We start from the raw sequence: 21,525 nt of genomic DNA on the forward strand, positions 1-21,525 counted from the left end.
TTGTGAGTGGAAATTCGTAGCCCACTACGATTTTCCACTCACGTGCGGCACCAGCCGCCTAACTGCTGTAGAGCCGGTAATACGCACCCTTGGCCTCGAGCAATTCCTCGTGATTGCCCTGCTCGACGATGCTGCCGTTTTCCATCACGACGATGGTGTCGGCATCACGGATGGTCGAGAGACGATGCGCGATAACGAAACTGGTGCGGTCGTTACGCAGCGCTGCCGTGGCCTTCTGCACCAGCAGTTCGGTGCGCGTGTCCACCGAGCTGGTGGCCTCGTCGAGGATCAGGATCAGCGGCTTGGCCAGGAAGGCACGGGCGATGGTGATGAGCTGCTTCTCACCGGCGCTGACGTTGTTGCCCTCCTCGTCGATGATCGTGTCGTACCCGTCGGGCAGCGAATGCACGAACTTGTCGACGTAGCTCACCCGAGCTGCCTCGAGGATCTCTTCCTCGCTGGCGGTCGGGTCACCGTAGGCGATGTTGTCTCGGATGGTGCCGCCGAACAACCACGTGTCCTGCAACACCATGCCGGTTCGTGAACGCAGCTCGTCGCGAGTCATCTTGCGAGTGTCGACGCCATCGAGTGTGATTCGGCCGGAATCGATCTCGTAGAACCGCATGATCAGGTTGACCAGTGTGGTCTTGCCTGCACCGGTCGGTCCGACGATCGCCACCAGGTGTCCTGGATCGGCGGTGAGCGACAGGTTCTGGATGAGCGGCTGCTCCGGCGAGTAGCTGAACGAGACATCGTCGAACACGACGCGTCCGCGGCGCTCCGTGGGGCTGGACGCAGGCACGACGTCCGGGTCTTCCTCGTCGGCGTCGAGCACCTCGAAGATGCGTTCGGCGGACGCGACTCCGGACTGGATCAGGTTGATCATCGCGCCGACCTGCGAGAGCGGCTGAGTGAACTGCCGCGAATACTGAATGAACGCCTGTACTTCGCCCAGGCTCAGTGTTCCCGACGCCACGCGAAGACCGCCCACGACGGCGACGACGACGTAGTTGATGTTTCCGAGGAACATGATGATCGGCATGATCAGGCCCGAGATGAACTGCGCTCGGAAGCCTGCTTGGAAGAGCTTCTCGTTGCGGTCGCCGAACTCGCGTTCCACCTCTGCCTGGCGGCCGAACGCCTTGACGATCTCGTGGCCGGTGTAAGTCTCTTCGATCTGCGCGTTGAGCTTGCCGGTGTGCTGCCACTGCGCCACGAAGTGCGGCTGCGATCTCTTGGCGATCAGCGCGGTCACCAGGAACGAGGCCGGGATCGTCAGCAGCGCAACCAGAGCGAGCAACGGCGAGATCCAGATCATCACGCCGAGGATGCCGAGCACGGTCAAGATACCGGTGATCAGCTGGCTCAGTGTCTGCTGCAGGCTGGTCGAGACGTTGTCGATGTCGTTGGTGACGCGGCTGAGCGTCTCGCCTCGGGCATTGTTGTCGAAGTACTGCAGCGGGAGGCGATGCACCTTGGCCTCGACGCTACCGCGCAGCAACAGAATTCGACGTTGCAGCGCGATGTTGAGGATGTAGCCCTGCGCCCACGCCAGCAGCGCAGACACTACATAGAGTGCGAGCACCCAGAGCAATACAGTTCCGACGGCACCGAAATCGATACCCGCACCGGGCGTCACGTCCATACCTGAGACGAGGTCGGCGACGGTATCGTTACCGGCGGCCCGCAGGCCTTCGACCGCTTGCTCTTTCGTCTGCCCCGGTTCGAGATCTCCGCCGACGACTCCGTTGAAGATGAGGTTGGTGGCATGCCCGAGAACGGTCGGAGCGGCCACGCTGAGGACAACGCTGACAATTCCCAGCACGAGCATGAAGCTGAGCAGGAACCGTTCCGGAGCGAGCAAACCGATGACGCGTTTGAACGAGCCCTTGAAGTTCTTGGCTTTCGTCGCCGGCAGTGCCTTCGCGACGCGACTGCCCTTCTTCTTCTCCAGAGAGGGCTTGGCCGCGGAATCCTTGGTGGTGTCGGTGTCGGTCACAGTGCACCTGCTACTTGCCGCTGTGAGTCGACGATCTCGGCGTAGGTGGGGCAGGTGGCCATCAGTTGCTCGTGGTTACCCACGCCCACCGGCTTTCCGTCGTCGAGCACGAGTATCTGGTCGGCATCGACGATGGTCGACACCCGTTGAGCCACAACGATCATGCATGCATCGCGCGTCACCGGCCGCAGCGCCGCACGCAGTTTCGCGTCGGTGGTGAGGTCGAGAGCGGAGAAGGAGTCGTCGAACAGGTAGATCTTGGGTTTGCGTACGAGTGCGCGGGCAATCGCGAGCCGTTGACGTTGACCTCCCGACACCGTGGTGCCGCCCTGCGCAACGGCGGTTTCCAGACCATCGGGCATCGCGCGGACGAAGTCGGCTCCCTGGGCGATCTCGAGCGCCTCCCACAGTTCCGCGTCGGTGGCGTCGGCCTTGCCGTACCGCAGGTTACTGGCGATGGTGCCGGAGAACAGGTACGGCTTCTGCGGCACGAATCCGATCTCCGATCGCAGCAGGTCCAGATCGAGTTCGCGAATGTCGACGCCGCCGACCCGCACCTGACCGCCGGTGACGTCCATCAGCCGCGGAATCAGATTGACGAGCGTCGACTTACCCGATCCGGTGCCGCCGATGATGGCGGTGACCTTGCCTGCCTCGGCAGTCAGATTCACCCCACACAGCACCGGGTATTCGGCCCCGGGATAAGAGAATTCGGCACCGACGAGCTCGACCGTGCCCGGTGAGGACACGAACGTACGTGGATTCTCGGGCAGCACCACCGAGGATTCGGTGGCCAGAACCTCGCTGATGCGATCGGCGCACACCGATGCACGCGGCACCATCATCGCGATGAACGACGCCATCATCACCGACATCAGGATGAGCATGATGTAGCTCAGAAGCGCAGTGAGCGAACCGATCTGCATCGTGCCGTTGTCGATGGCGTGACCGCCGAACCAGATGACGGCGACGCTGGTGACGTTGCTGATGAGCATGACGGTCGGGAACATCAAGGCCATCAGCCGACCGACCTTGAGTGCCGTCTCGGTCAACGAGGTGTTCGCTGCACCGAAACGGTCGACCTCGAACTGTTCGCGAACGAACGCCCGCACGACGCGAATGCCGGTGATCTGTTCGCGTAGTACGCGATTGACCGCGTCGATGCGCTTCTGCATGGAGCGGAAGGCCGGCACCATCCGCACGATGATCAGGCTCATCGCGAGAGCGAGGCCAGGCACGGCGATGAGCAGGATCCACGACAGGCCGATGTCCTCACGCAGTGACATCACGATGCCGCCGATGCACATGATGGGGGCCATCACGACGATGGTGAATCCCATGATGATCACCAACTGCACCTGCTGCACGTCGTTGGTGTTGCGGGTGATCAGTGACGGGGCACCGAATTTTCCGACCTCGCGGGCGGAGAACGTTCCGACGCGTTCGAGGATTGCTCCGCGGAGATCGCGTCCGACACTCATGGCCGTTCGTGCACCGAGGAACACCGCGGCGGCAGAGCTGATGATCTGCACTGCCGAGACCAACAGCATGACGCCGCCGGCGGACAGGATGTAACCCGTGTCGCCGACGGTCACACCGTTGTCGATGATGTCCGCGTTGAGGCTCGGGAGGAACAGCGCGGCGAGGGTGGCGATCAGCTGCAGCAGCACCAAGCAGAGAATCGGCAGCTTGTACGGGGCGAGAAACCTACGCAGAAGGGGGATCAGCATGATGACCGAAGATTACTCGTACACATGGATAACAGTCTCTCCGTTTCGAGTATTACGGGCAATCTTCGGCCTCTCAGCTGCGACGCGAGTGCTACGCGCGCTTCTCCGGGGCCGTCTTCAGGTTGGCCCCTTCGATGTCGACGTTGGGCAGGATCTTGTCCAGCCACTTCGGCAACCACCAGGCCTTGTCGCCCAGTAGCGCCATCACCGACGGAATCAGCACCATACGGACGACGAACGCGTCGAAGAAGACGGCCGCGGCCAATGCGAAACCGATGGACTTGATGAACGAGTCCGGCTCGGCGATGAACGCGGCGAACACCGAGATCATGATGACCGCTGCCGAGGTGACCACGCGTGCGCCGTATTTGAAGCCGTTGACGACGGCGTCCTTGGCGGCCGCGCCGTGCACGAACTCCTCACGCATGCGCGAGACGAGGAACACCTGGTAGTCCATCGCGAGACCGAACACGACACCGATGAGGAAGATCGGCATGAAGCTGACGATCGGCTGCGGGTTGGAAATGATGCCGAGCCCGCCCTCTTGGAAGATGAAGACCGTCGCACCGAAGGTGGCGAGCACGCTGAGCAGGAACCCGAGCGTTGCCGTCAGCGGCACGAGAATCGAGCGGAACACCAGCATCAAAAGCACGAACGCGAGTCCGACGACCACGGCCAGGTACGGAATCAGCGCGCTCTGCAGCCGCTCGGAGATGTCGATCCCGATCGCGGTTTCGCCTGTCACTCCGTAGGACACGCCCGAGCTTTCCTGCAATCCGCTCTCGGCATCGCGCAGGTTGGTCACGAGCGCCTTCGTCTGGTCACTGTTGGGTGTGCTCGACGGAGTGACGAGTATCTGCGCGGTGTCACCTGCCGGGTTGACGGCGACGATCTGCGCGTTCGTGACGTCCGATTGCGCGGTGATCGTCTCGATGACCTTGCCGAAGGACGCGGTGCGGTCGGCCTCGGCGACGTCGGACGCGTCGGCGATGACGAGCAGCGGTCCGTTACGTCCCGGCCCGAATGCCTCTTCGGTGATGTCGTATGCCTGGCGGGCAGGCGTGGACGGGTCCGAGGTGGCGATCGACGGGAGTGCCAGCGACAGCCCGGTGGTCGGGCCCGCGATGACGCCGAGGAGCACGATGCCTCCGACGAGGCCGAGGACCGGCTTCTTGACCAGGAACCGTGCCCACCGAAGACCGTTGGTGGGGGTTGCGTTCGGGTCCTCCGGGTCGGTGGTGTTGACGAACTTGAGCTTGCCTGCGAAGGCCTTGCCCTTGTAGACGCCGAGCATGGCGGGCAGGAACGTCAGGGCGATGAGTACTGCGACGAACACTGCGAAGCCTGCTGCCAGACCCATCTGCGACAGGAACGGGATGCCGACGACGCGCAGGGCGACGAGGGCGATGAGCACGGTCGCGCCGGCGAACACCACAGCCGATCCGGCGGTACCGACCGCCCGCCCGACTGCCTCTTCGCGGTTGTCGGTGAGCGTGAGCTCGTGCCGGTAGCGCGCCAGGATGAACAGCGAATAGTCGATCGCGACGGCGAGACCGATCATGATCGCGAGAATCGGGGTGAACGAGGACAGGCTCGCGAACCCGGAGGCCGTCGTGATGGCCAGACTCGAAATTCCGATACCGACGATCGCGGTGATCAGCGGCAGGCTGGCAGCGGCGGCCGAGCCGAACATGATGAGAAGCACGATGGCGGCGACGGCCAGACCGACGATCTCCGAACTTCCACCGGGCGACGGGTTCTCCTGGGCGACGGTGCCACCGAGGATGACGGTCAGCCCTGCGTCACGCGCGGGTTGCGCTGCGGCATCGAGATCGCTGCGAATCGCGTCGGTGACGTCGGCCAGCTCGACGTTGATCGGAACCGTGACGGTGCCGACGTTGCCGTTGGGGCTCAACGGCGACGTGGCTGCCGCGTCGGCTGCCACCTTGTCGGCCGGCGTTCCTGCCTCGGCGGCCGCGTCGGTGTACTGCTGCACGATGGCCTTGTTGGCCTCGACCGGGTCGGCGAGCGGCGGAGCGCCTTCCGCCGGCTTGGCCGCATCGACCTTCTCGATCGCGGCGATCGTCGCGTCGATGGCCGAGGTGTACTGCGGGGTGTCGAGCGACTGACCGTCGGGTGCTTGGAAGACGTACTCGGCGTTGACGGCCTGAAGTGGATCCTCCGCTCCGCCGAATCGTTCCTTCTGCAGATCCAATGCGGCCTGAGCGGGCGTTCCGGGGATGCTGAACGAGTTGACGGTAGGCGCGGACAGCGTGGCTGCGCCCACTCCGGCCAGGATCAGAATGACGAGCCAGAGGCCGAGGACGACCCCCTTGCGGCGGTAGGCGAATCTGCCGATTCGGTACAGATAGGTGGCCACTGTCAGGCTCCTCGGTTGTTATCGGATACGTGCTGGCGAGATTCGGGCTCGGGAGTGGAGCCTGCGGAATGACCCACAGGCTCGGGAGTGGAGCCTGCGGAATGACCCACAGGCTCGGGAGGGGAGCCTGCGGAATGACCCACAGGCTCGGGGATTCCGGCGCGGAGTTGTTGGAATGCGTTCTCCACGAGCGCTTTCGGAGTGTTCTCTCCGCCGGGGTCGTTGATCCACAGGGTCAGTGCGGCGGTCACGGCACCGCCGACTGCCATCTGCAGCAGGTTGGGGTAGAGGTCGGAATCGATGTCGGTTCCGGTGCGTTCGGCGATTGCCTCGCCGAGTTTGCGGGTGAGGGAGTGGTGCATTTCGAGCTTGCGTGCCATCAGCGCCGGGTTGGCCTCGATGAGTCGTGCTGCGGCAAATGTGTCGTCGAGGTCGCGGCCGGGATCAGCGACGAGGTTGACGGCGATGTGCTGCAACGAATCCCAGATGGGTTCGGCCTCGGGTCTGGCGCGAAGCAGCTCGAACCACTCCAGAGCCGACGCCTCGATGTTGTGGAGTACCGCTTCTTCCTTGTTGGAGAAGTAGTTGTGGAACGTGCGGGTCGACACTCCGGCTTCGTGCGCGATGGCGTCGGCTGTCACGGCATCGAGTCCGTGTTCTTTTCCCAGACGGACTGCGGCAATGCCGAGGGCGTCGCGGGTGGCTGCCTTCTTCTGATCGCGAAGGCCGGTCGGGGTGGTCACCCTGTCCAACATACGGAAGTTGCACAGCTCGGCAAGTTTGCAGAGGTGTGCAATATTGACGACCGCACCACATCGGCGGCCGAGTGTGACTCAGGTCATCGACGAGCCCATGCCGTCGGCTCGCTGATCAGCTCTCCGACGAAGTCCGGTAGATCGTCGTCGACGATGTCGGCCAGCGATACCGATTCGAGAACTGCGCGCAAATTGACGCGAACCGCCAGCCAGACCCGCGTCAACGGTTCTGCGGGACCGGCGTACTGCGCATCCTCGGGCCGTTGCCCGCGCACCGACGCGAGCGGCCCCTCGACGGCCCGCATCACGTCCGCGACGGAAATGTTCGACGCCTCCCGCGCTAGCCAGTAGCCGCCGTCGGGCCCCCTCCTACTCCGCACCAGCTCGGCGCGACGCAGGTCGGAGAGCACCGACTCGAGAAACTTGTGCGGTATGCCTTGCGCGGCAGCCAGCGCCTCGGCCTTGGCGGGTGCTCGGCCGCCTGCCGCGGCGAGCTCGACGAGAGTCCGCACCGCATAGTCCGCTTTCGCCGTGATGTGCACACTTGAATTCCTATCATTTCGATAGGGAATTAGCGACCGAGTACGTACCGATGCTCGACGGCACCGCGCCCGTCGGGCAACACCCAGTCCGCGGGCGCGGTACCGGTCTTGACCCAGCCCGACTTTTCGTAGAACGCGATCGCCGCAGCCGAGCCCTGTTCCACGTGCAGTTCGATAGCAACCGACCGTTCCGCCGCATACGCCACTGCGGCGTCCAACAAGGCCGCGGCTGCGCCTGTGCCCCGGAACTCGGGACGGACGAACAATCGCGAGACCACAAGCCCGTCGTCGACCAGGTCGAGTGCCAGGTGACCGACGATCCGGTCATCCGACTCCGCTACCCATGCGGCGACCTGCGTTGCCGAGTGCAACCAGCCGGCCGGATCCTCTGGCCACACTGCCGGATACCCGTCGACCTCGTGCACCGTCGCCAGTGCGGTCACGCAGGATTTCATGTCCCCCGAACGGCGGCTACGAATTTTCACGTCTCGAGACTACGATCACCATACTGGCGTTACACTTCGACCAGCAGTGTCACGCATGGAGGGCGTTCGCATGAGGGATCAACTCGCATCGGCGTGGAACTCGCTACCCGAACCACTACGGGATCCGGTCGCCCTGGCCGTCCCCGCGTTCGCGCTGCTGCTGACGATCGAGTGGATCGCCGCGAAGAAACTCGAAGACGGAACCCCCGGCGCGTATTCGGCTCGCGACGCACGGGCGAGCCTGACCATGGGCTTGGTCTCGATCGCAACCACGACGGCATGGAAAGCACTGGCCCTGATCGGCTACACCGCCGTCTACGTCTACATCGCGCCGTGGCACCTACCCGCCGACGCCTGGTACACGTGGGTCATCCTGATCCTCGGCGTCGATCTGCTGTTCTACGGCTACCACCGCATCGCACACCGAACTCGACTGATCTGGGCCACCCATCAGGCTCACCACTCGAGCGAGTACTTCAACTTCGCCGCGGCACTGCGGCAGAAGTGGAACAACAGCGGCGAGATCATCATGTGGCTGCCCTTGCCGCTGCTGGGGATGCCGCCGTGGATGGTCTTCGTGGGCTTTTCGATCAATCTCGTCTACCAGTTCTGGGTACACACCGAGCGGATCGACAAGTTGCCGCGGCCGTTCGAGTTCGTCTTCAACACGCCCTCGCACCACCGCGTTCATCACGGTCGCGATCCGCAGTACCTCGACAAGAACTACGGCGGCATCCTCATCGTCTGGGACCGCTTGTTCGGCAGCTACGCCGACGAAGTGCAGCGACCGAATTACGGACTGACCAAGCCCGTCGACACGTTCAACATCTGGACGCTCCAAACACACGAATACCGCAACATCGCACGGGATGTCGCGGCATCGAGGTCGTGGAAGGAACGCGTCGGATACGTCGTCGGACCGCCGGGATGGACACCGGCGGCCCCACGAGAACGGGCTACTGCCGACTCAGATTGATCAGGAAGTCGACCGTTCCCGAACCCTCGACGGTCACGAATCCGAGCGACGGCGGCTCGATGCCGTAGTCCGACCACGTCGTCGGAATTGCGCCCGACGCAATGAGCGTGTCACCGGACTGCAGCACCTCCATCTCGACCGACACCGGGCGCGTCTGATCCTTGAGCGTCAATGTTCCTTCCGCCGTGACGGTTTGGGTGGTTCCGTCCTTGGGCAACGACGAGAGGTCGACGGGCTGGTCGATGGTGAACGTCGCCGTCGGGTACGTCGCGGTGTCGAAGATGTTGCCGCGGAACTGACCGTCTCGACGGTCACTGTCGGTGGTGATCGAATTGGTCTGCACCACAACCTCACCGGCGGTCAACGAGTTGTCCGCCACGGTCACCGAGCCACTGACCTCGGGCGTCGATCCGACGACGGTCACGTCCGATCCGTTGAGCACCTCGTCGACGGTGTAGCCGGCCGCGGTCTTGTTCGACGCATCGCCAGCTGTCACCGTCCAGGTGCCGTTCAGATCGTCGGTGGTGGCGGCCTGCGCACCCGAGGTGTCGACGGTCGCCGCCGGAGCGTCGTCCTCCTGGAAGGACGCGTAGATCTTGGGGCCGAAATACAGCCCGAGGGCCACGAGCACTACGACAACGACGCCGACTGTCCACCATTTCTTGGTCATGACCGACGATGATAGTTGCAGCTTCAAGCCCATGGGGAGTGAGCGACCTGGCAACTCACTGAGAATTTTGCCCGATTACCCCGTGCGCAGGTGTCGGTGGTGCCAGGCACAATGGAGTTCATGGATCCGGTGGAGGCACTTCGTGAGATCGGTTTCTGGCTCGAGCGTTCACGCTCGGACACCCATCGCGTCAAGGCGTACCGCCGAGCTGCCGATGTCGTCGAATCACTTTCTCCCGCACAACGATCCGAGCACGAGAAGGCGGACAGCTGGTCGTCGTTGGCCGGGATCGGTGCCAAAACCTCGCTGATCATCCGGCAGGCTCTGACCCAGGATGTTCCGGACTATCTGGCCGAACAACGCGATGCCGCAGAACCCATCGGCGACAACGCACTACGGGCCGCACTCAAAGGCGACCTGCACACTCACTCCAATTGGTCCGACGGGGGCAGCCCCATCGAGGAGATGATGCGCACCGCCAAGAATCTCGGGCACGAGTACTGCGCACTGACCGATCATTCACCGCGACTCAAGGTCGCCAACGGACTCAGCGCGGAGCGTCTGCGAAAACAACTCGACATCATCGCCGAGCTCAACGAGCAACTCGCGCCGTTCCGCATCCTCACCGGAATCGAAGTGGACATCCTCGACGACGGTTCGCTGGATCAGGACGAGGGACTGCTCGCCGAACTGGACGTGGTGGTGGCCAGCGTGCACTCGAACCTGCGGGCCGATTCTGTGGCGATGACGAAGCGCATGGTCACCGCCATCGCGAATCCGCACGTCGACGTACTCGGTCACTGTACCGGCCGTCTGGTCGAGGGCGGCCGGGGAAAGCGGCCCGAGTCGACGTTCGACGCACCGGTGGTGTTCGAGGGATGCCGACAGTTCGGCACCGCAGTGGAGATCAACGCCAGGCCCGAACGCCAGGATCCGCCCGATCGACTGATCGACATCGCCCTCGAGCGCGATTGCCTCTTCTCCATCGATACCGACGCGCACGCACCGGGCCAACTCGACTGGCAGGGTTACGGCTGTGTCCGCGCCGAAGCCCAGGGCGTTCCCGCCGATCGCGTCATCAATACCTGGTCGCTCTCCGAACTGCTCGATTGGACGGCTCAGGGCACGTGAATCGTCGCCACTTCCTGTCCGGCCTGCTCGCGGTCACGCTGGTCGGCTGCAGTTCCACGGACACCGAATCCTCACCGAGTACAGCGGAGACGTATTCGGCTGCACTGCAACCCGTTTCGGGACCGACCGGAGATCCCATCCGGCTGAAGTACGGGTATCAACCCGACAACATCGGAGACCTGTATCTGCCTGCCAACACTGCGACGTCACTGCCTGTGGTGGTGATGATCCACGGCGGTGGATGGCAAGAGAACCTCGACCTCTCGTACTTCCGGCAGATGTCCAAAGCCATCGCAGACCAGGGCATCGCCGTGTGGAACGTCGAGTATCGGCGCGGTCCGAACAACTGGGCCAACACCCTCACCGACGTCGACGACGCCACCGAGGCACTGGCAACCGTCGTGCAGAACGCCGCCGATGGTCGACTCGACCTCGATCGAGTACACGTCGCCGGACACTCGGCCGGCGGACAGCTGGCCGCATGGGTCGCTGCGCGTCACCTGATGCCGATCGACGCACCCGGAGCAGACCCCAGAATCCGGCCACGCAGTGCCACCATCATGGCCGGGGTGTTCGACATGAAACGAGCGGCGAACATCGGCAACGACAAGTTCGTACCCGCATTCCTCGGCGGCATGCCCAACGACGTTCCCGGTCGATACAAGATCGCCTCCCCCATCGAATACCTCCCGCTCGACGTCCCGTTGACCGCGCTGCACGGTGATGCGGACCAGACCGTGTCGGTGAACCAGAGCCGCGTCTACGTCGACGCGGCGACCCGCGCGGGCAGCACGGACCCCGAGCTGGTCGTGCTACCCGGAGCCGGACACGGAGCATTCCTGGACCCCAAGCACATCGCCTGGTCCACCGCACTGAGCACCATCACCGGGCGCGCGCAGACTCTGCTCTGAGCCGTAGGTGGTACACAGTGGCGATGAAACGAAAGATCGCGACCGGATTGCTCGGGCTGATCGTGGCCACCTCGATAGCCGGATGCGGCGACGACGCGTCGACCACGTCCGTTCAGGCCACGTCAGCTCCAGCCACGTCAGCTCCAGCCACGTCAGCTCCGGCTACGACGACGCAGGCGACCACCGCAGCTGCCACGCCGACGGCCGATGCCTCCGCTGACAGCCCGGCTCCCGAGGCCCCGCCCGCCGCTGATCCAGCCGACCCCGCGGTCACCGGAGAAACAGGGGGCGTCACCGGTGAGGCGCTCTATCAACAGACCTGCACCCAATTCCTCCCGTCCATCGATGCTCTGGAGCAAACCGGAATCTCCGATCGCGCAAAATCCGTCGAGGGTTTGCGCAGCGAAATGACCACCGCGCCGAGTTGGTCCACCGTGCCCGAGGCCGATCAGGGCGAAATTCTGCGGGGACTCGACGCCGCGGGCGCGGGGCAATGCTGAGCGTCTGAGCCCTGGGGGTTCGATGCCCGGGCCCTGGCGATCCTGTGCCATGGTGATCCCGCAAACGCGCGCGCGTTTGCCAGGTGCGCGCAAAATAGACGGCGAATCGGTGGCGAATCTGAACGCGTCTGACGAATGCGCACGCGTTTGCCGCGCAACACCCGCCCGGTGATCCCGCCCTGGCCCTGGTGATCCCGCAAACGCGCGCACGTTTGCCAGGTGCGCGCAAAATAGACCCCGAATCGGTGGCGAATCCGCTCGCGTCTGACGAATGCGCACGCGTTTGCCGCGCAACACCCAGCCGGCACCCCACCCCGCGCACAAAAAACTCCCCACCCGACGGATCGGGTGGGGAGTTCTTGGCGGTGGCGGAGGGATTTGAACCCTCGGAGGGGGTGAACCCTCACACGCTTTCGAGGCGTGCTCCTTAGGCCGCTCGGACACGCCACCGCAGAAGACTGTACCGGAATGAGCGCCTGAGGCTAAATCGCCTGCTCAGAGCACGAAACCTACTTGCCGGTGAGCTTGTCCTTGATGTTCGAGGCGGCGTCCTTGACTTTCTCGGCACCGTCTTTGAATGCGGCGGAGGTCTGATCGCCCTTGCCCTCTGCTTCGAGGTCCTTGTTTCCGGTTGCCGAACCTGCGGCTTCTTTCGCCTTGCCGCCGAGGTCTTCGGTCTTGTTCGAGATCTTGTCGCCGAGTCCCATGAGTGTCTCCTTCGCAAGTTCGGAGCGCAGCGTTGCGCTCTGCCCTCCACAGTCCCCGCAAAAGCAGTTCGGGGCCAGTGAGTGACGAGATCGTTATCTCTGGCGGGCGAAGAACTGGGTCAGCACTTCGGCGCATTCGGCTTCCAACACTCCCCCGCGCACCTGTGGGCGGTGGGTGAGTCGACGGTCTCGGACGACGTCCCACAGCGAGCCGACGGCCCCGGTTTTCGGTTCCCAGGCTCCGAACACCACGGTGCCCACACGGGCCGCGACGAGGGCACCGGCGCACATCGTGCAGGGCTCCAAAGTGACTGCAAGAGTGCAGTTTTCGAGTCGCCAACCGTCTCCGTGAACGGCGGCTGCTCGACGCAATGCGAGCACTTCCGCGTGCGCAGTGGGGTCGCCCGACGCCTCCCGCGCATTACAGGCCCGCGCGATCTCACGTCCCGACGCGTCGTACACGACGGCTCCGACGGGGACGTCGGCGTCCGAGGCCTCGGCTGCGGCCGACAGCGCTGCGCGGATCATGTCCGCGTCGGGCAGCGGCATCGGTTACCGCCGCAGCTTGTTCACCGCTGCGGCGAATTCGTCCTCGAAGCCCAGGCGCTCGGCGATGGATTGCAGTTGTTCGTCCGGGTAGTCGTCGGTCTCGGCGACGATGATGCCCAGGACTGCCTCGGGCAGGCCCAGGTCGGCGAGGAGAGCGAGGTCGCCTTCCTCGTAGGGTTCGATGTCGTCGAGTTCGTCGGGGTCGACGTCGGGGATCTCGATGTTGAGTGCGTCGAGGACGTCGGCGGCGATTTCGTAGTCGACGGCGGCGACCGCGTCGGACAGCAGTAGGCGGGTGCCGTTGGGTGCGGGACGCAGGATGACGAAGAATTCCTCGTCCACGTCGAGCAGTCCGAACACCGCTCCCGAGCTGCGTAGTTCACGCAATTCGGTTTCTGCTGCCGACAGGCTGGTCAGTGCGTCGTCGGACAGTGGCGTCACGGTCCACTTGCCGTCCTCTCGGACAACTGCAACGCCGAATCCTTCGAGGTCGTCGTACTCCGATGCGGAGGCACGGTTGTTGTTCGCGCGCTGTGCGGCCATGTGCGCAACGGTAGTCCGGTAGGTGCCGGTATTCGAAGTCCACCTCCCTTGGAAGTCACCCACCTGTGCCAATCTGATCGGGTGACTTCTTCTTCGGTGTGCGTTCTCGGTCTGGGACTGATCGGTGGGTCGATTCTGCGGGCGACGCATGACGCCGGTCGCCGGGTGTGGGGCTGGAACCGATCGGCCGACGCGATCGCCGGGGCTGCGGACGATGGCTATGACGTCGGCACCGATCTGACAGCCGCTCTGACCAGGGCTGCAGAAGAGGATGCGCTGATCGTCATCGCCGTTCCGATGCCTGCCGTCGACGCCGCACTGCAGGCCATCGCCGAGCATGCACCCATCGCCCCGATCACCGACGTGGTGAGCGTCAAAGCCGAGGTTGCCGCGGCCGTCGCTGCTCGCGGACTACAGGCCCGGTACGTCGGCGGCCATCCGATGGCGGGTACCAACCACTCGGGCTGGTCGGCGACGGACCCGGCACTGTTCGCCGACGCGGTCTGGGTCGTGTCCACGGACCCCGGGGTCGACGCGGACGTGTGGATGCGGGTGGCCCAGCTGGCCCTGGACTGCGGTTCGGTGGTCGTTCCGGCCGGCAGCGTCGAGCACGACAGTGCCGTCGCCCGCATCTCGCACCTACCGCATCTGCTGGCCGAGGCGTTGGCGATCGTGGGGGCCGCGGGCGGGCCGTTGGCGCTCGGGCTCGCCGCGGGGTCGTTTCGCGACGGCACCCGGGTGGCGTCCTCGGCCCCCAATCTCGTCCGTGCGATGACCGAGGGCAACGCGACCGCGCTACGAACCGCGCTCGACGAGGCGCTGCATACGCTCACCGCAGCGCGCGAAAAATTGGACGAGAACTCGACCGAAACGCTGGTCGACGCCGGACACGCAGCGCGACTGCAGTACGAGCAGCATCAGCGATTCGACATCACCGACGTCACCCCGGGCGAGCCGGGGTGGCGAGAGAACCTGCAGGACGCGGGGCGACGCGGCGGCGTCGTGCGTCAGATCCGCTCGGCGAGTCCCGGGTAGTCGACCACGAAGCCGTCGGCGTCGACCGTCACCGACGATGTCGAGACCGGCGAGATGACGTGGATACCGTGCGCGCCGCTGCTGTAGGTCAAGGTCGCTTCCTGGATGCTCAGATCGAGAAGATTGACGTAGACCGTCGGCACCTCGAGGTCCTGGACCTGGGTGTGCAGACCGAATCGTCGGATCGGCAGGGTGTTGAAGAACGGGCTGAGCACCATGTCGACGTCGAGGGCACCGCTGTAGGTCGAGCGCTGGTGGTTGGCGGAGTTCTCCACCATCCAGTAGCCCTCGTCGTCGCGGCTGACCGAGGCCTGCCGGTCACCCGACGCGAGCGACGTGCGCACCGAGAGCCTCTTGGTGACGCCGTATTCGTCGGTCACCAGGTCGTACGACGCACTGAACGCGGGATGATCACTGCAGGCGGCACCGATGATGCGTCCGGCAGCTTTGATGCGGTTGCCGGAAAGCTGGACGCGCACGGACTCCATGCGGGGAACGTCGTGCGCTCGCCACGTCAGGATCGAGGGCCAGGATTTCGCGTCGGTGGTGGCGGTTGCGGGAACGGAGACGTGCTCTGCACCCGATGCTTGAGTGATCACAGGTCCTACGGTATGCGACAGGGCCCCCTGTAGAACAAGCGGACGCGACTTTTCTTTGCACCGACCCGGCCGTTCATGCTGCATTCGGCCTCGGCCGACCCCGTCGACGTCGACTTCTGGCCCGTAACCGTGTGCGACGCCTTACAGCGGCCGGGCCCTGTCGATTTCGCTCACGATTACTAAGGTGATGGCCGTGACGACAGGGAACCCCGGCGGCGGCCAGTTCGATTTCGCGCATTCCGAGCAGGCCGCGAAGAGCCGACAGGACAAGGCCACCGCACTGGCGCGCTACATCTGGGAGCGCGGCATCGGCGGCGCGGAACTGCTCGATCTCACCGACGCCACCCGTCGAAAACTGGCCCGCGCAGCCGACCTGCATCCACCGAGCACGATGGAAACGTGGACCATCGTGGCCGAGTTGCTCGACCGCAAATCCGCCTGGGCGGCCGAGCACCCGGGTCACGACGGGGCGACGCCCCAGCACGCCGACGAGAAGATCATGTGGGTCAAACCGCCGATCACCCCATGGACCTAGACGAGCGAGTCCTCCCACGCCTCGTGCAGGTGCGCGAAGCGGCCCTCTCCTGCGATGAGGTCCGCCGGGGTTCCGTCCTCGACGATGTTGCCGTCCGCCATGACGAGGACGCGGTCCGCGATGGCCACGGTCGACAGGCGGTGCGCGATGATCAACGCCGTCCGGCCCTGCAGAATCGTTTCGAGTGCGCGCTGCACCAATCGCTCGCTCGGGATGTCGAGACTCGACGTCGCCTCGTCGAGCACGATCACCGACGGAGCAGCGAGGAACACCCTCGCGAAGGCCACCAATTGCCGTTGGCCCGAGGACAATCGGCCTCCGCGCTTACGCACGTCGGTATCGATCCCTTCCGGGAGCGAGGCGATGAACTCGGTCAGTCCGACGGCATCCGCGGCAGCGCGCACCTCCGCGTCCGTCGCGTCGGGACGTCCGAGGCGGATGTTGTCGGCCACCGAGCCGGAGAACAGGAACGATTCCTGTGTCACCATGACGACGTTGCGGCGCAGGTCCTCGTCGGAGATGTCGCGCATGTCGATGCCGTCGAGTCGCACGGATCCGGCGGTCGGATCGTAGAAGCGTGCCAACAGCTTTGCCAGCGTCGACTTTCCGGCTCCGGTCGCGCCGACCATGGCCACCACCTGTCCCGCCGGCACGTGCAGCGAGAACTCGGGCAGCACGACGCGCTCGGTGCCGTAGGAGAAGTGCACGTCGTCGAACGTGATGTCTCCCTTCACCGTTCCGATCGACACCGGGTTCTTCGGGGCAACCACCGACGGCTCTTCCTCGAGTACGCCGGAGATCTTCTCCAGCGCAGCCGCGGCCGACTGGTAGGCGTTGAACACCATCGCCAGCTCGTCGAGTGGGCCGTAGAACCGGCGAAGGTACAGCACGTACGCGGCGAGCACGCCGACGTCCATGTGCCCGTTGATCACTCGCCAGCTACCGAACACCAGGATGATCGCCAGAGTGACGTTGCCGATCCACCGAACGATTCCGGTGTAGCTCGCCATGCCGCGCAAGGCCGCGGTGGTGGCGTCTCGGTACTCCGAGTCCTCGGTCTCGAGGATCGCGTCGTTGCGACCTTCACGCCGAAAGACCTGCACGGCACGGATTCCGCCCATCGACTCCACGAAATGGACCACCACACGCGCGATCGCCACCCGTGTTCGACGGTATCCCTGGCGTTGGCGTCGCTGTGACCACCGGGTGACGAGCACCAGCGGTACGAAGCCGGCGAGCACGATCATCGCCATCGGAACATCGAGATACACGAGGATGACGGCGATCGAGACCATCGACAGGATGGCCGTCAAAGCATCGTTGAGCGCACTTTCGAGCAGTGTCTGCAACGACTCCACGTCACTGGTCAACCGCGAGATCAACCGCCCCGACGTGTATTTCTCGTGGAACGACAGACTGAGTTTCTGCGCGTGGTCGAACACGCGTCCACGCAGGTCGTAGAGAATGTTCTGACTGAGTCGGCCCGAGACGGTGAGAAACGCGTAGGTGGTGAACATTCCGAGGAGGCCGAAGCCGGTGTATCCGCCCACGGCCCACAGCAGCGGACCCCAATCACCCTGTCCGGCAGCACCGACGCCGTTGTCGAGGGCATAGGCGACGAACAGCGGTCCGGCCACATAGGTGATGTTGTCGATCAGGATGATGACGAAAGAGAGCAGGGCCTGCTTCTTGTACGGGCGCACCAGCGAGGCGAGCAACCGCCGAGAACGCCCGGCCAACACCAGGTTTCCGGTGGCGTCGACCTCGGAATCCTCGCCGCCCACTCCCCGCCAGTCTGCGGTTGCGGTCTGCTCAGCCATGGATCGACCCCATCACGTCGCGGTACCGCGGCGACGACGCCAGCAGTCCCTCGTGCGTTCCCTGCTCCACAATTCTTCCGTTCTCCAGATACAGCACCCGGTCGGCCAACGCTGCGGTCGACGGCCGGTGTGCCACCAGCAACGTCGTCGAATGGGCCAGCACGCGACGTAGTTCCTTCTGCACTTTCGCCTCGGTGTCCACGTCGAGTGCAGAGAGCGGGTCGTCGAGCACCAGTACCCGGGGCTTGCCCAGCACCGCGCGGGCCAGGGCGAGCCGCTGCCGCTGCCCGCCGGACAAGCTCATGCCCTGCTCACCGATGCGCGTAGCCAGGCCCCACGGCAGCCGGTCGACGAATTCCGTTGCGTGCGCGATCTCCAGCGCCTCGGTGACCTCGGCATCGGATGCACCGGGAGAGCCGAGCGCGATGTTCTCTCGCGCACTGGCCGAGAACAGCACCGGATCCTCGAACGCCACCGACACGATCGAGCGCAGATCGGCCAGGCGCATCGACGCCACGTCGATACCGTCGATCGAAATGGTGCCCTCGGTGGCGTCGAACAAGCGAGGAACAAGGTTGGTCAGTGCCGTCTTTCCGCTGCCGGTGTTGCCGACCAGCGCGACGGTCTCCCCCGGCTCGACGACGAAACTGACATCGGTGAGCAGCGGCGAGGACGCGTCGGGAAAGGTGAATCCGACGCGGTCGAACTGCACTCGGCCACGGATGTTGTCGGGCAGTTCGACGGGGTTGTCCGGGTCTGTCACGGTTTCGGGGGTGTCGATGATCTCCCAGTACCGATCGGCTGCGGTACGCGCGTTGTTCAGTTCGGCGAGCAGGTATCCGAAAGATTCGATCGGCCACAGCAGGAACGTGACGATGGCGATGGCAGCGACGAGCGTGCCGACCGTCATCGTGCCCTGCACGATCGAGTAGGTCCCCACGGCCAGAATCGCGCCGATGGTGATCGGTTGCAGTCCGACGATCACCGCCCAGATGATCGCGAGATAACGCACCTTCTTCAGCTCGGTGCCGCGAAGAGTGCGAGCCTGACGCAGAAACTGCTTGCCCAGGTGCGCACTTCGCCCGAACGCCTTCAGAACACGGATGCCCTGGATGGACTCCTCGACCGTCGTCGTCACATCGCCCGCTTGGTCCTGAGCATCACGCGCGACGACGCGGTACAGCGTCTCGAATCTGGTGCAGGCGATCACCAGCGGAACCGATGTCACCAGCATGATCAGACCCAATTGCCATGCCTGAACGAGCAATACACCGATACCCACAACGAGTGTGACGGCATTGATGATGATGAACGGGCCGATGAACGCCATGAACCGGCGCAGCGACCCGAGATCGGCGATGGCACGGGAGAGTAGCTGACCCGACTCCCAGCTCTCGTGCGCCGCGACCGACAGCCGTTGCAGCTTGTCGAATACCGTTGCCCGAGCACTGATCTCGAACTGGCTCGACGGGCGGGACACCAGGTATCGACGCACCCAGATGCCGGCCGCGTCGATGGTGCCGAGCAGCAGGATCAAAGCCGCGGGCCACCACACCGCGGAAAAGTTGCGGTCGGCGATGGGCCCGTCGATGACGCGTTGCATCACCAGCGGAATGACGAGGCCGGTGAGGGTCGCGATGAGCGAGACCACGATGGAGCCGATGTAGAACCACTTGTACGGGGCCAGGAACGGCGCGAAACGCTGCAGCGACGTGGGTGTCCGCGCAGCATTCGGGTTCGACTCAACGACGGTTGGGGCTTCGGGGTCGAGCACACCCGTGGACACGTGTTGTTCTCCTTATTGCGGTGCCCGAATGATTTCATTGCTCAGGCTCAGTTTCCAACCGATTTTCGGCGGCCTGCATTCCAGTGTGGAACCTCGAGCACGGTCGAGGTCAAGTTCGACCGACGCTCAGCACACCGAGTCTCGAGTAACGTGAACCCGTCGGGCGAGAGAAGGGCACACGTGAGCACACGGTCGATGGTCGGGTTGTTCGCCGGGATCGGCGGGCTCGAGCTGGGGTTGGCCGAGGCAGGGTGGACGACTCAGCTGTTGTGCGAAATCGATCCGGGTGCCGGCGCGGTGCTGTCGGCGCGGATGCCGAACGTTCCGCTGCACACCGACGTCACCACGCTGCGCAGCCTGCCCACCGGCACCGAACTCGTTGCCGCCGGCTTCCCCTGCCAGGATCTCTCCCAGGCCGGACGGACCGCGGGCATCACCGGTGCTCGCTCCGGGCTGGTCGACGAGGTGTTCCGGCTGGTCTCACGTCGCCGCGGCCCGCGGTGGCTGTTGATGGAGAACGTGCCGTTCATGCTGCAGCTCGGACGTGGCGCAGCCATGCGACACATCACCGACGCGCTCGAGGACCTCGGCTACATGTGGGCCTACCGCGTCGTCGACGCCCGTGCCTTCGGGTTGCCGCAGCGTCGACAGCGCGTGGTGATGCTGGCCTCGCGCACCGACGATCCGCGTGAGGTGCTGTTCTCGCAGGATGCCGGGCCGCTGCCCGACGGCGATCCGAGTACTCAGCCCTGCGGCTTCTACTGGACCGAGGGCACCCGCGGACTGGGCTGGGCCGTCAACGCCGTCCCCACCCTCAAGGGCGGTTCCTCCCTCGGCATCGCCAGTCCGCCGGCCGTGCGGTTGCCGTCCGGGGAGATCGTCACGCCCGGCATTATCGGGGCCGAGCGACTGCAGGGGTTCGATCCGGACTGGACGCTGCCCGCGGTCGAGCGCGCCGGGGTGCGTACCGGGCATCGCTGGAAGCTCGTCGGCAATGCCGTCAGTGTGCGGATGGCGTCGTGGGTGGCCGGTGCACTCGACGACCCGAAGCCCTACGACGTCGCAGGCGACACCGCATTGCTGCCCGGTCAGGCCTGGCCGACGGCCGCGTGGGGCCGAGACCGCGCGAGTTTCAAGGTGACCGTCTCGACCATGCCGGTGCACGAACCGCCCGAGGACCTGATCGACTTCCTGGACGACTCCACCCTGCTGTCGGCGCGAGCCACGGCCGGGTTTCTCAAGCGCGCACGAGCCGGCAACCTCCGCTTCGCCGACGGCTTTCTCGACGACCTCGACGCCCACCTCGAGCGCATGGGTGGGTACGCGGAACGAGTGTCGGTGTGAGCGCGCAACGCCCCGTCACCGACGCGAAAACCAGTGCACGGCTCAGTAAGCAACGCCGCCGCGACACCAAGCCGGAAGTGGCGCTGCGTCGCGAGTTGCACCGACGAGGACTGCGCTACTTCGTCGACCGCGCCCCACTGAAGGGCATGCGGCGTCGAGCAGATCTGGTGTTCCCCCGTCGCAAGGTGGCGGTCTACGTCGACGGCTGCTTCTGGCACAGTTGCCCCATTCACGCGACGAACCCCCGCAACAACGCCCAGTGGTGGGCCGACAAGCTGGCTGCCAACGTGGCCCGCGACCGCGACACCGACACCCGCCTGATCGAGGAAGGCTGGCGCGTCGTGCGGATCTGGGAACACGAGGACCCGGTCGTCGCCGCCCAACGCGTCGTCGATGATCTTGCTGCAGATCCGATAGTGACCAACTGAAACCCACAGCACTCCCCGCGCGTCCAACCCGATGATCGGTCGATTCGAGTCGGGGGATGAGGACAGTGCGTAAAAGTTGGGTGCTTGCGGCGATGGCAGC

Annotated in this window: 20 protein-coding genes, 1 tRNA gene and 1 pseudogene; 8 read left to right on the forward strand and 14 right to left on the reverse strand. The window is 64.7% G+C overall.

Features of this window, described 5'->3' with window-relative positions:
• Positions 1 to 58: 58 nt before the first annotated feature.
• The 6 genes and pseudogenes from QM588_RS20165 to QM588_RS20190 all read right to left on the reverse strand — a co-directional run bounded on the left by QM588_RS20165 (position 59) and on the right by QM588_RS20190 (position 7,891).
• Positions 59 to 1,954 carry an ABC transporter ATP-binding protein gene (locus QM588_RS20165; protein WP_442972954.1) on the reverse strand — a complete coding sequence of 632 codons (1,896 nt, stop codon included), beginning with the start codon at positions 1,952 to 1,954 and terminating at the stop codon, positions 59 to 61.
• 41 nt (positions 1,955 to 1,995) lie between these two features.
• Positions 1,996 to 3,729: an ABC transporter ATP-binding protein gene (locus QM588_RS20170; protein ID WP_283315988.1), complete on the reverse strand. Its 1,734-nt coding sequence runs from the start codon at positions 3,727 to 3,729 to the stop codon at positions 1,996 to 1,998.
• Positions 3,730 to 3,820: 91 nt separating this feature from the next.
• Positions 3,821 to 6,109: an MMPL family transporter gene (locus QM588_RS20175; protein WP_283315990.1), complete on the reverse strand. Its 2,289-nt coding sequence runs from the start codon at positions 6,107 to 6,109 to the stop codon at positions 3,821 to 3,823.
• A 143-nt stretch (positions 6,110 to 6,252) separates the two neighbouring features.
• Positions 6,253 to 6,864 (reverse strand): annotated as a pseudogene (locus QM588_RS20180) (TetR/AcrR family transcriptional regulator); the annotation flags it as partial.
• A gap of 83 nt (positions 6,865 to 6,947) precedes the next feature.
• A complete protein-coding gene (locus tag QM588_RS20185) occupies positions 6,948 to 7,406 on the reverse strand; it encodes an RrF2 family transcriptional regulator (RefSeq protein ID WP_283315991.1) in 459 nt (152 codons plus the stop codon).
• Positions 7,407 to 7,435: 29 nt separating this feature from the next.
• Complete coding sequence (locus tag QM588_RS20190; protein ID WP_283315993.1) at positions 7,436 to 7,891, reverse strand: GNAT family N-acetyltransferase; 456 nt, start codon at positions 7,889 to 7,891, stop codon at positions 7,436 to 7,438.
• A gap of 70 nt (positions 7,892 to 7,961) precedes the next feature.
• Here QM588_RS20190 and QM588_RS20195 point away from each other — a divergent pair, with 70 nt between their 5' ends.
• Positions 7,962 to 8,867, forward strand: a complete 906-nt coding sequence (locus tag QM588_RS20195) for a sterol desaturase family protein (protein WP_283315994.1) — start codon at positions 7,962 to 7,964, stop codon at positions 8,865 to 8,867.
• Here the strand turns inward: QM588_RS20195 and QM588_RS20200 are convergent.
• On the reverse strand, positions 8,848 to 9,537 hold the full coding sequence (locus QM588_RS20200) for a YceI family protein (RefSeq protein WP_032368648.1): 690 nt from the start codon (positions 9,535 to 9,537) through the stop codon (positions 8,848 to 8,850). The two genes, QM588_RS20195 and QM588_RS20200, sit on opposite strands and share 20 nt — an antisense overlap.
• A 120-nt stretch (positions 9,538 to 9,657) precedes the next feature.
• On the opposite strand from QM588_RS20200, the gene QM588_RS20205 reads away from it, so the two are divergent.
• Genes QM588_RS20205 through QM588_RS20215 form a run of 3 tightly spaced genes read left to right on the forward strand, consistent with a single transcriptional unit; the run spans position 9,658 to position 12,079 of the window.
• Complete coding sequence (locus QM588_RS20205) at positions 9,658 to 10,668, forward strand: PHP domain-containing protein (protein WP_283315996.1); 1,011 nt, start codon at positions 9,658 to 9,660, stop codon at positions 10,666 to 10,668.
• On the forward strand, positions 10,665 to 11,579 hold the full coding sequence (locus QM588_RS20210; protein ID WP_283315998.1) for an alpha/beta hydrolase family protein: 915 nt from the start codon (positions 10,665 to 10,667) through the stop codon (positions 11,577 to 11,579). Before QM588_RS20205 ends, QM588_RS20210 begins: the two co-directional genes overlap by 4 nt.
• A gap of 23 nt (positions 11,580 to 11,602) precedes the next feature.
• Entirely contained in the window at positions 11,603 to 12,079 is a 477-nt protein-coding gene (locus tag QM588_RS20215) for a hypothetical protein (protein WP_283315999.1), read from the forward strand.
• A gap of 360 nt (positions 12,080 to 12,439) precedes the next feature.
• On the opposite strand, the gene QM588_RS20220 is transcribed toward QM588_RS20215, so the two are convergent.
• The 4 genes from QM588_RS20220 to QM588_RS20235 form a co-directional block, all read right to left on the reverse strand.
• A tRNA-Ser gene (locus tag QM588_RS20220) sits at positions 12,440 to 12,529 on the reverse strand.
• 59 nt (positions 12,530 to 12,588) lie between these two features.
• Complete coding sequence (locus QM588_RS20225; protein ID WP_283316000.1) at positions 12,589 to 12,786, reverse strand: CsbD family protein; 198 nt, start codon at positions 12,784 to 12,786, stop codon at positions 12,589 to 12,591.
• Between the two features lie 93 nt (positions 12,787 to 12,879).
• A complete protein-coding gene (locus QM588_RS20230) occupies positions 12,880 to 13,335 on the reverse strand; it encodes a nucleoside deaminase (RefSeq protein ID WP_027494610.1) in 456 nt (151 codons plus the stop codon).
• 3 nt (positions 13,336 to 13,338) lie between these two features.
• Complete coding sequence (locus tag QM588_RS20235) at positions 13,339 to 13,878, reverse strand: tRNA adenosine deaminase-associated protein (RefSeq protein WP_027494611.1); 540 nt, start codon at positions 13,876 to 13,878, stop codon at positions 13,339 to 13,341.
• A 63-nt stretch (positions 13,879 to 13,941) separates the two neighbouring features.
• Here QM588_RS20235 and QM588_RS20240 point away from each other — a divergent pair, with 63 nt between their 5' ends.
• Positions 13,942 to 14,913, forward strand: a complete 972-nt coding sequence (locus QM588_RS20240; protein ID WP_442972955.1) for a prephenate dehydrogenase — start codon at positions 13,942 to 13,944, stop codon at positions 14,911 to 14,913.
• Here QM588_RS20240 and QM588_RS20245 read toward each other — a convergent pair.
• Entirely contained in the window at positions 14,886 to 15,401 is a 516-nt protein-coding gene (locus QM588_RS20245; protein WP_027494613.1) for a putative glycolipid-binding domain-containing protein, read from the reverse strand. The genes QM588_RS20240 and QM588_RS20245 overlap by 28 nt on opposite strands.
• Positions 15,402 to 15,699: 298 nt before the next feature.
• Between QM588_RS20245 and QM588_RS20250 the strand changes: the two genes are divergently transcribed.
• The gene (locus QM588_RS20250; protein WP_283316006.1) at positions 15,700 to 16,047 is read left to right on the forward strand and encodes a hypothetical protein; all 348 of its coding nucleotides are present in this window, start codon (positions 15,700 to 15,702) and stop codon (positions 16,045 to 16,047) included.
• Here the strand turns inward: QM588_RS20250 and QM588_RS20255 are convergent.
• Both QM588_RS20255 and QM588_RS20260 read right to left on the reverse strand, forming a co-directional pair.
• Entirely contained in the window at positions 16,044 to 17,867 is a 1,824-nt protein-coding gene (locus tag QM588_RS20255; RefSeq protein ID WP_283316007.1) for an ABC transporter ATP-binding protein, read from the reverse strand. The two genes, QM588_RS20250 and QM588_RS20255, sit on opposite strands and share 4 nt — an antisense overlap.
• Positions 17,860 to 19,653: an ABC transporter ATP-binding protein gene (locus tag QM588_RS20260; protein WP_283316008.1), complete on the reverse strand. Its 1,794-nt coding sequence runs from the start codon at positions 19,651 to 19,653 to the stop codon at positions 17,860 to 17,862. Before QM588_RS20260 ends, QM588_RS20255 begins: the two co-directional genes overlap by 8 nt.
• A 195-nt stretch (positions 19,654 to 19,848) precedes the next feature.
• Between QM588_RS20260 and QM588_RS20265 the strand changes: the two genes are divergently transcribed.
• Positions 19,849 to 20,997 (forward strand): DNA cytosine methyltransferase, encoded by a 1,149-nt coding sequence (locus tag QM588_RS20265; RefSeq protein WP_283316222.1) that lies wholly within the window; start codon positions 19,849 to 19,851, stop codon positions 20,995 to 20,997.
• Positions 20,994 to 21,425 carry a very short patch repair endonuclease gene (locus QM588_RS20270; RefSeq protein ID WP_283316009.1) on the forward strand — a complete coding sequence of 144 codons (432 nt, stop codon included), beginning with the start codon at positions 20,994 to 20,996 and terminating at the stop codon, positions 21,423 to 21,425. Before QM588_RS20265 ends, QM588_RS20270 begins: the two co-directional genes overlap by 4 nt.
• The last annotated feature ends 100 nt before the right edge of the window (positions 21,426 to 21,525 follow it).

This window comes from Rhodococcus sp. IEGM 1354 (assembly GCF_030056855.1).
Classification (GTDB): Bacteria; Actinomycetota; Actinomycetes; order Mycobacteriales; family Mycobacteriaceae; genus Rhodococcoides.

Coding starts and splice junctions, on each gene's coding strand:
- QM588_RS20215 (WP_283315999.1), top strand. CDS start 11,603: ATGAAACGAAAGATCGCGACCGGATTGCTCGGGCTGATCGTGGCCACC.
- QM588_RS20255 (WP_283316007.1), bottom strand. CDS start 17,867: ATGGCTGAGCAGACCGCAACCGCAGACTGGCGGGGAGTGGGCGGCGAG.
- QM588_RS20250 (WP_283316006.1), top strand. CDS start 15,700: ATGGCCGTGACGACAGGGAACCCCGGCGGCGGCCAGTTCGATTTCGCG.
- QM588_RS20230 (WP_027494610.1), bottom strand. CDS start 13,335: ATGCCGCTGCCCGACGCGGACATGATCCGCGCAGCGCTGTCGGCCGCA.
- QM588_RS20235 (WP_027494611.1), bottom strand. CDS start 13,878: ATGGCCGCACAGCGCGCGAACAACAACCGTGCCTCCGCATCGGAGTAC.
- QM588_RS20225 (WP_283316000.1), bottom strand. CDS start 12,786: ATGGGACTCGGCGACAAGATCTCGAACAAGACCGAAGACCTCGGCGGC.
- QM588_RS20205 (WP_283315996.1), top strand. CDS start 9,658: ATGGATCCGGTGGAGGCACTTCGTGAGATCGGTTTCTGGCTCGAGCGT.
- QM588_RS20265 (WP_283316222.1), top strand. CDS start 19,849: ATGGTCGGGTTGTTCGCCGGGATCGGCGGGCTCGAGCTGGGGTTGGCC.
- QM588_RS20170 (WP_283315988.1), bottom strand. CDS start 3,729: ATGCTGATCCCCCTTCTGCGTAGGTTTCTCGCCCCGTACAAGCTGCCG.
- QM588_RS20200 (WP_032368648.1), bottom strand. CDS start 9,537: ATGACCAAGAAATGGTGGACAGTCGGCGTCGTTGTCGTAGTGCTCGTG.
- QM588_RS20195 (WP_283315994.1), top strand. CDS start 7,962: ATGAGGGATCAACTCGCATCGGCGTGGAACTCGCTACCCGAACCACTA.
- QM588_RS20245 (WP_027494613.1), bottom strand. CDS start 15,401: ATGGAGTCCGTGCGCGTCCAGCTTTCCGGCAACCGCATCAAAGCTGCC.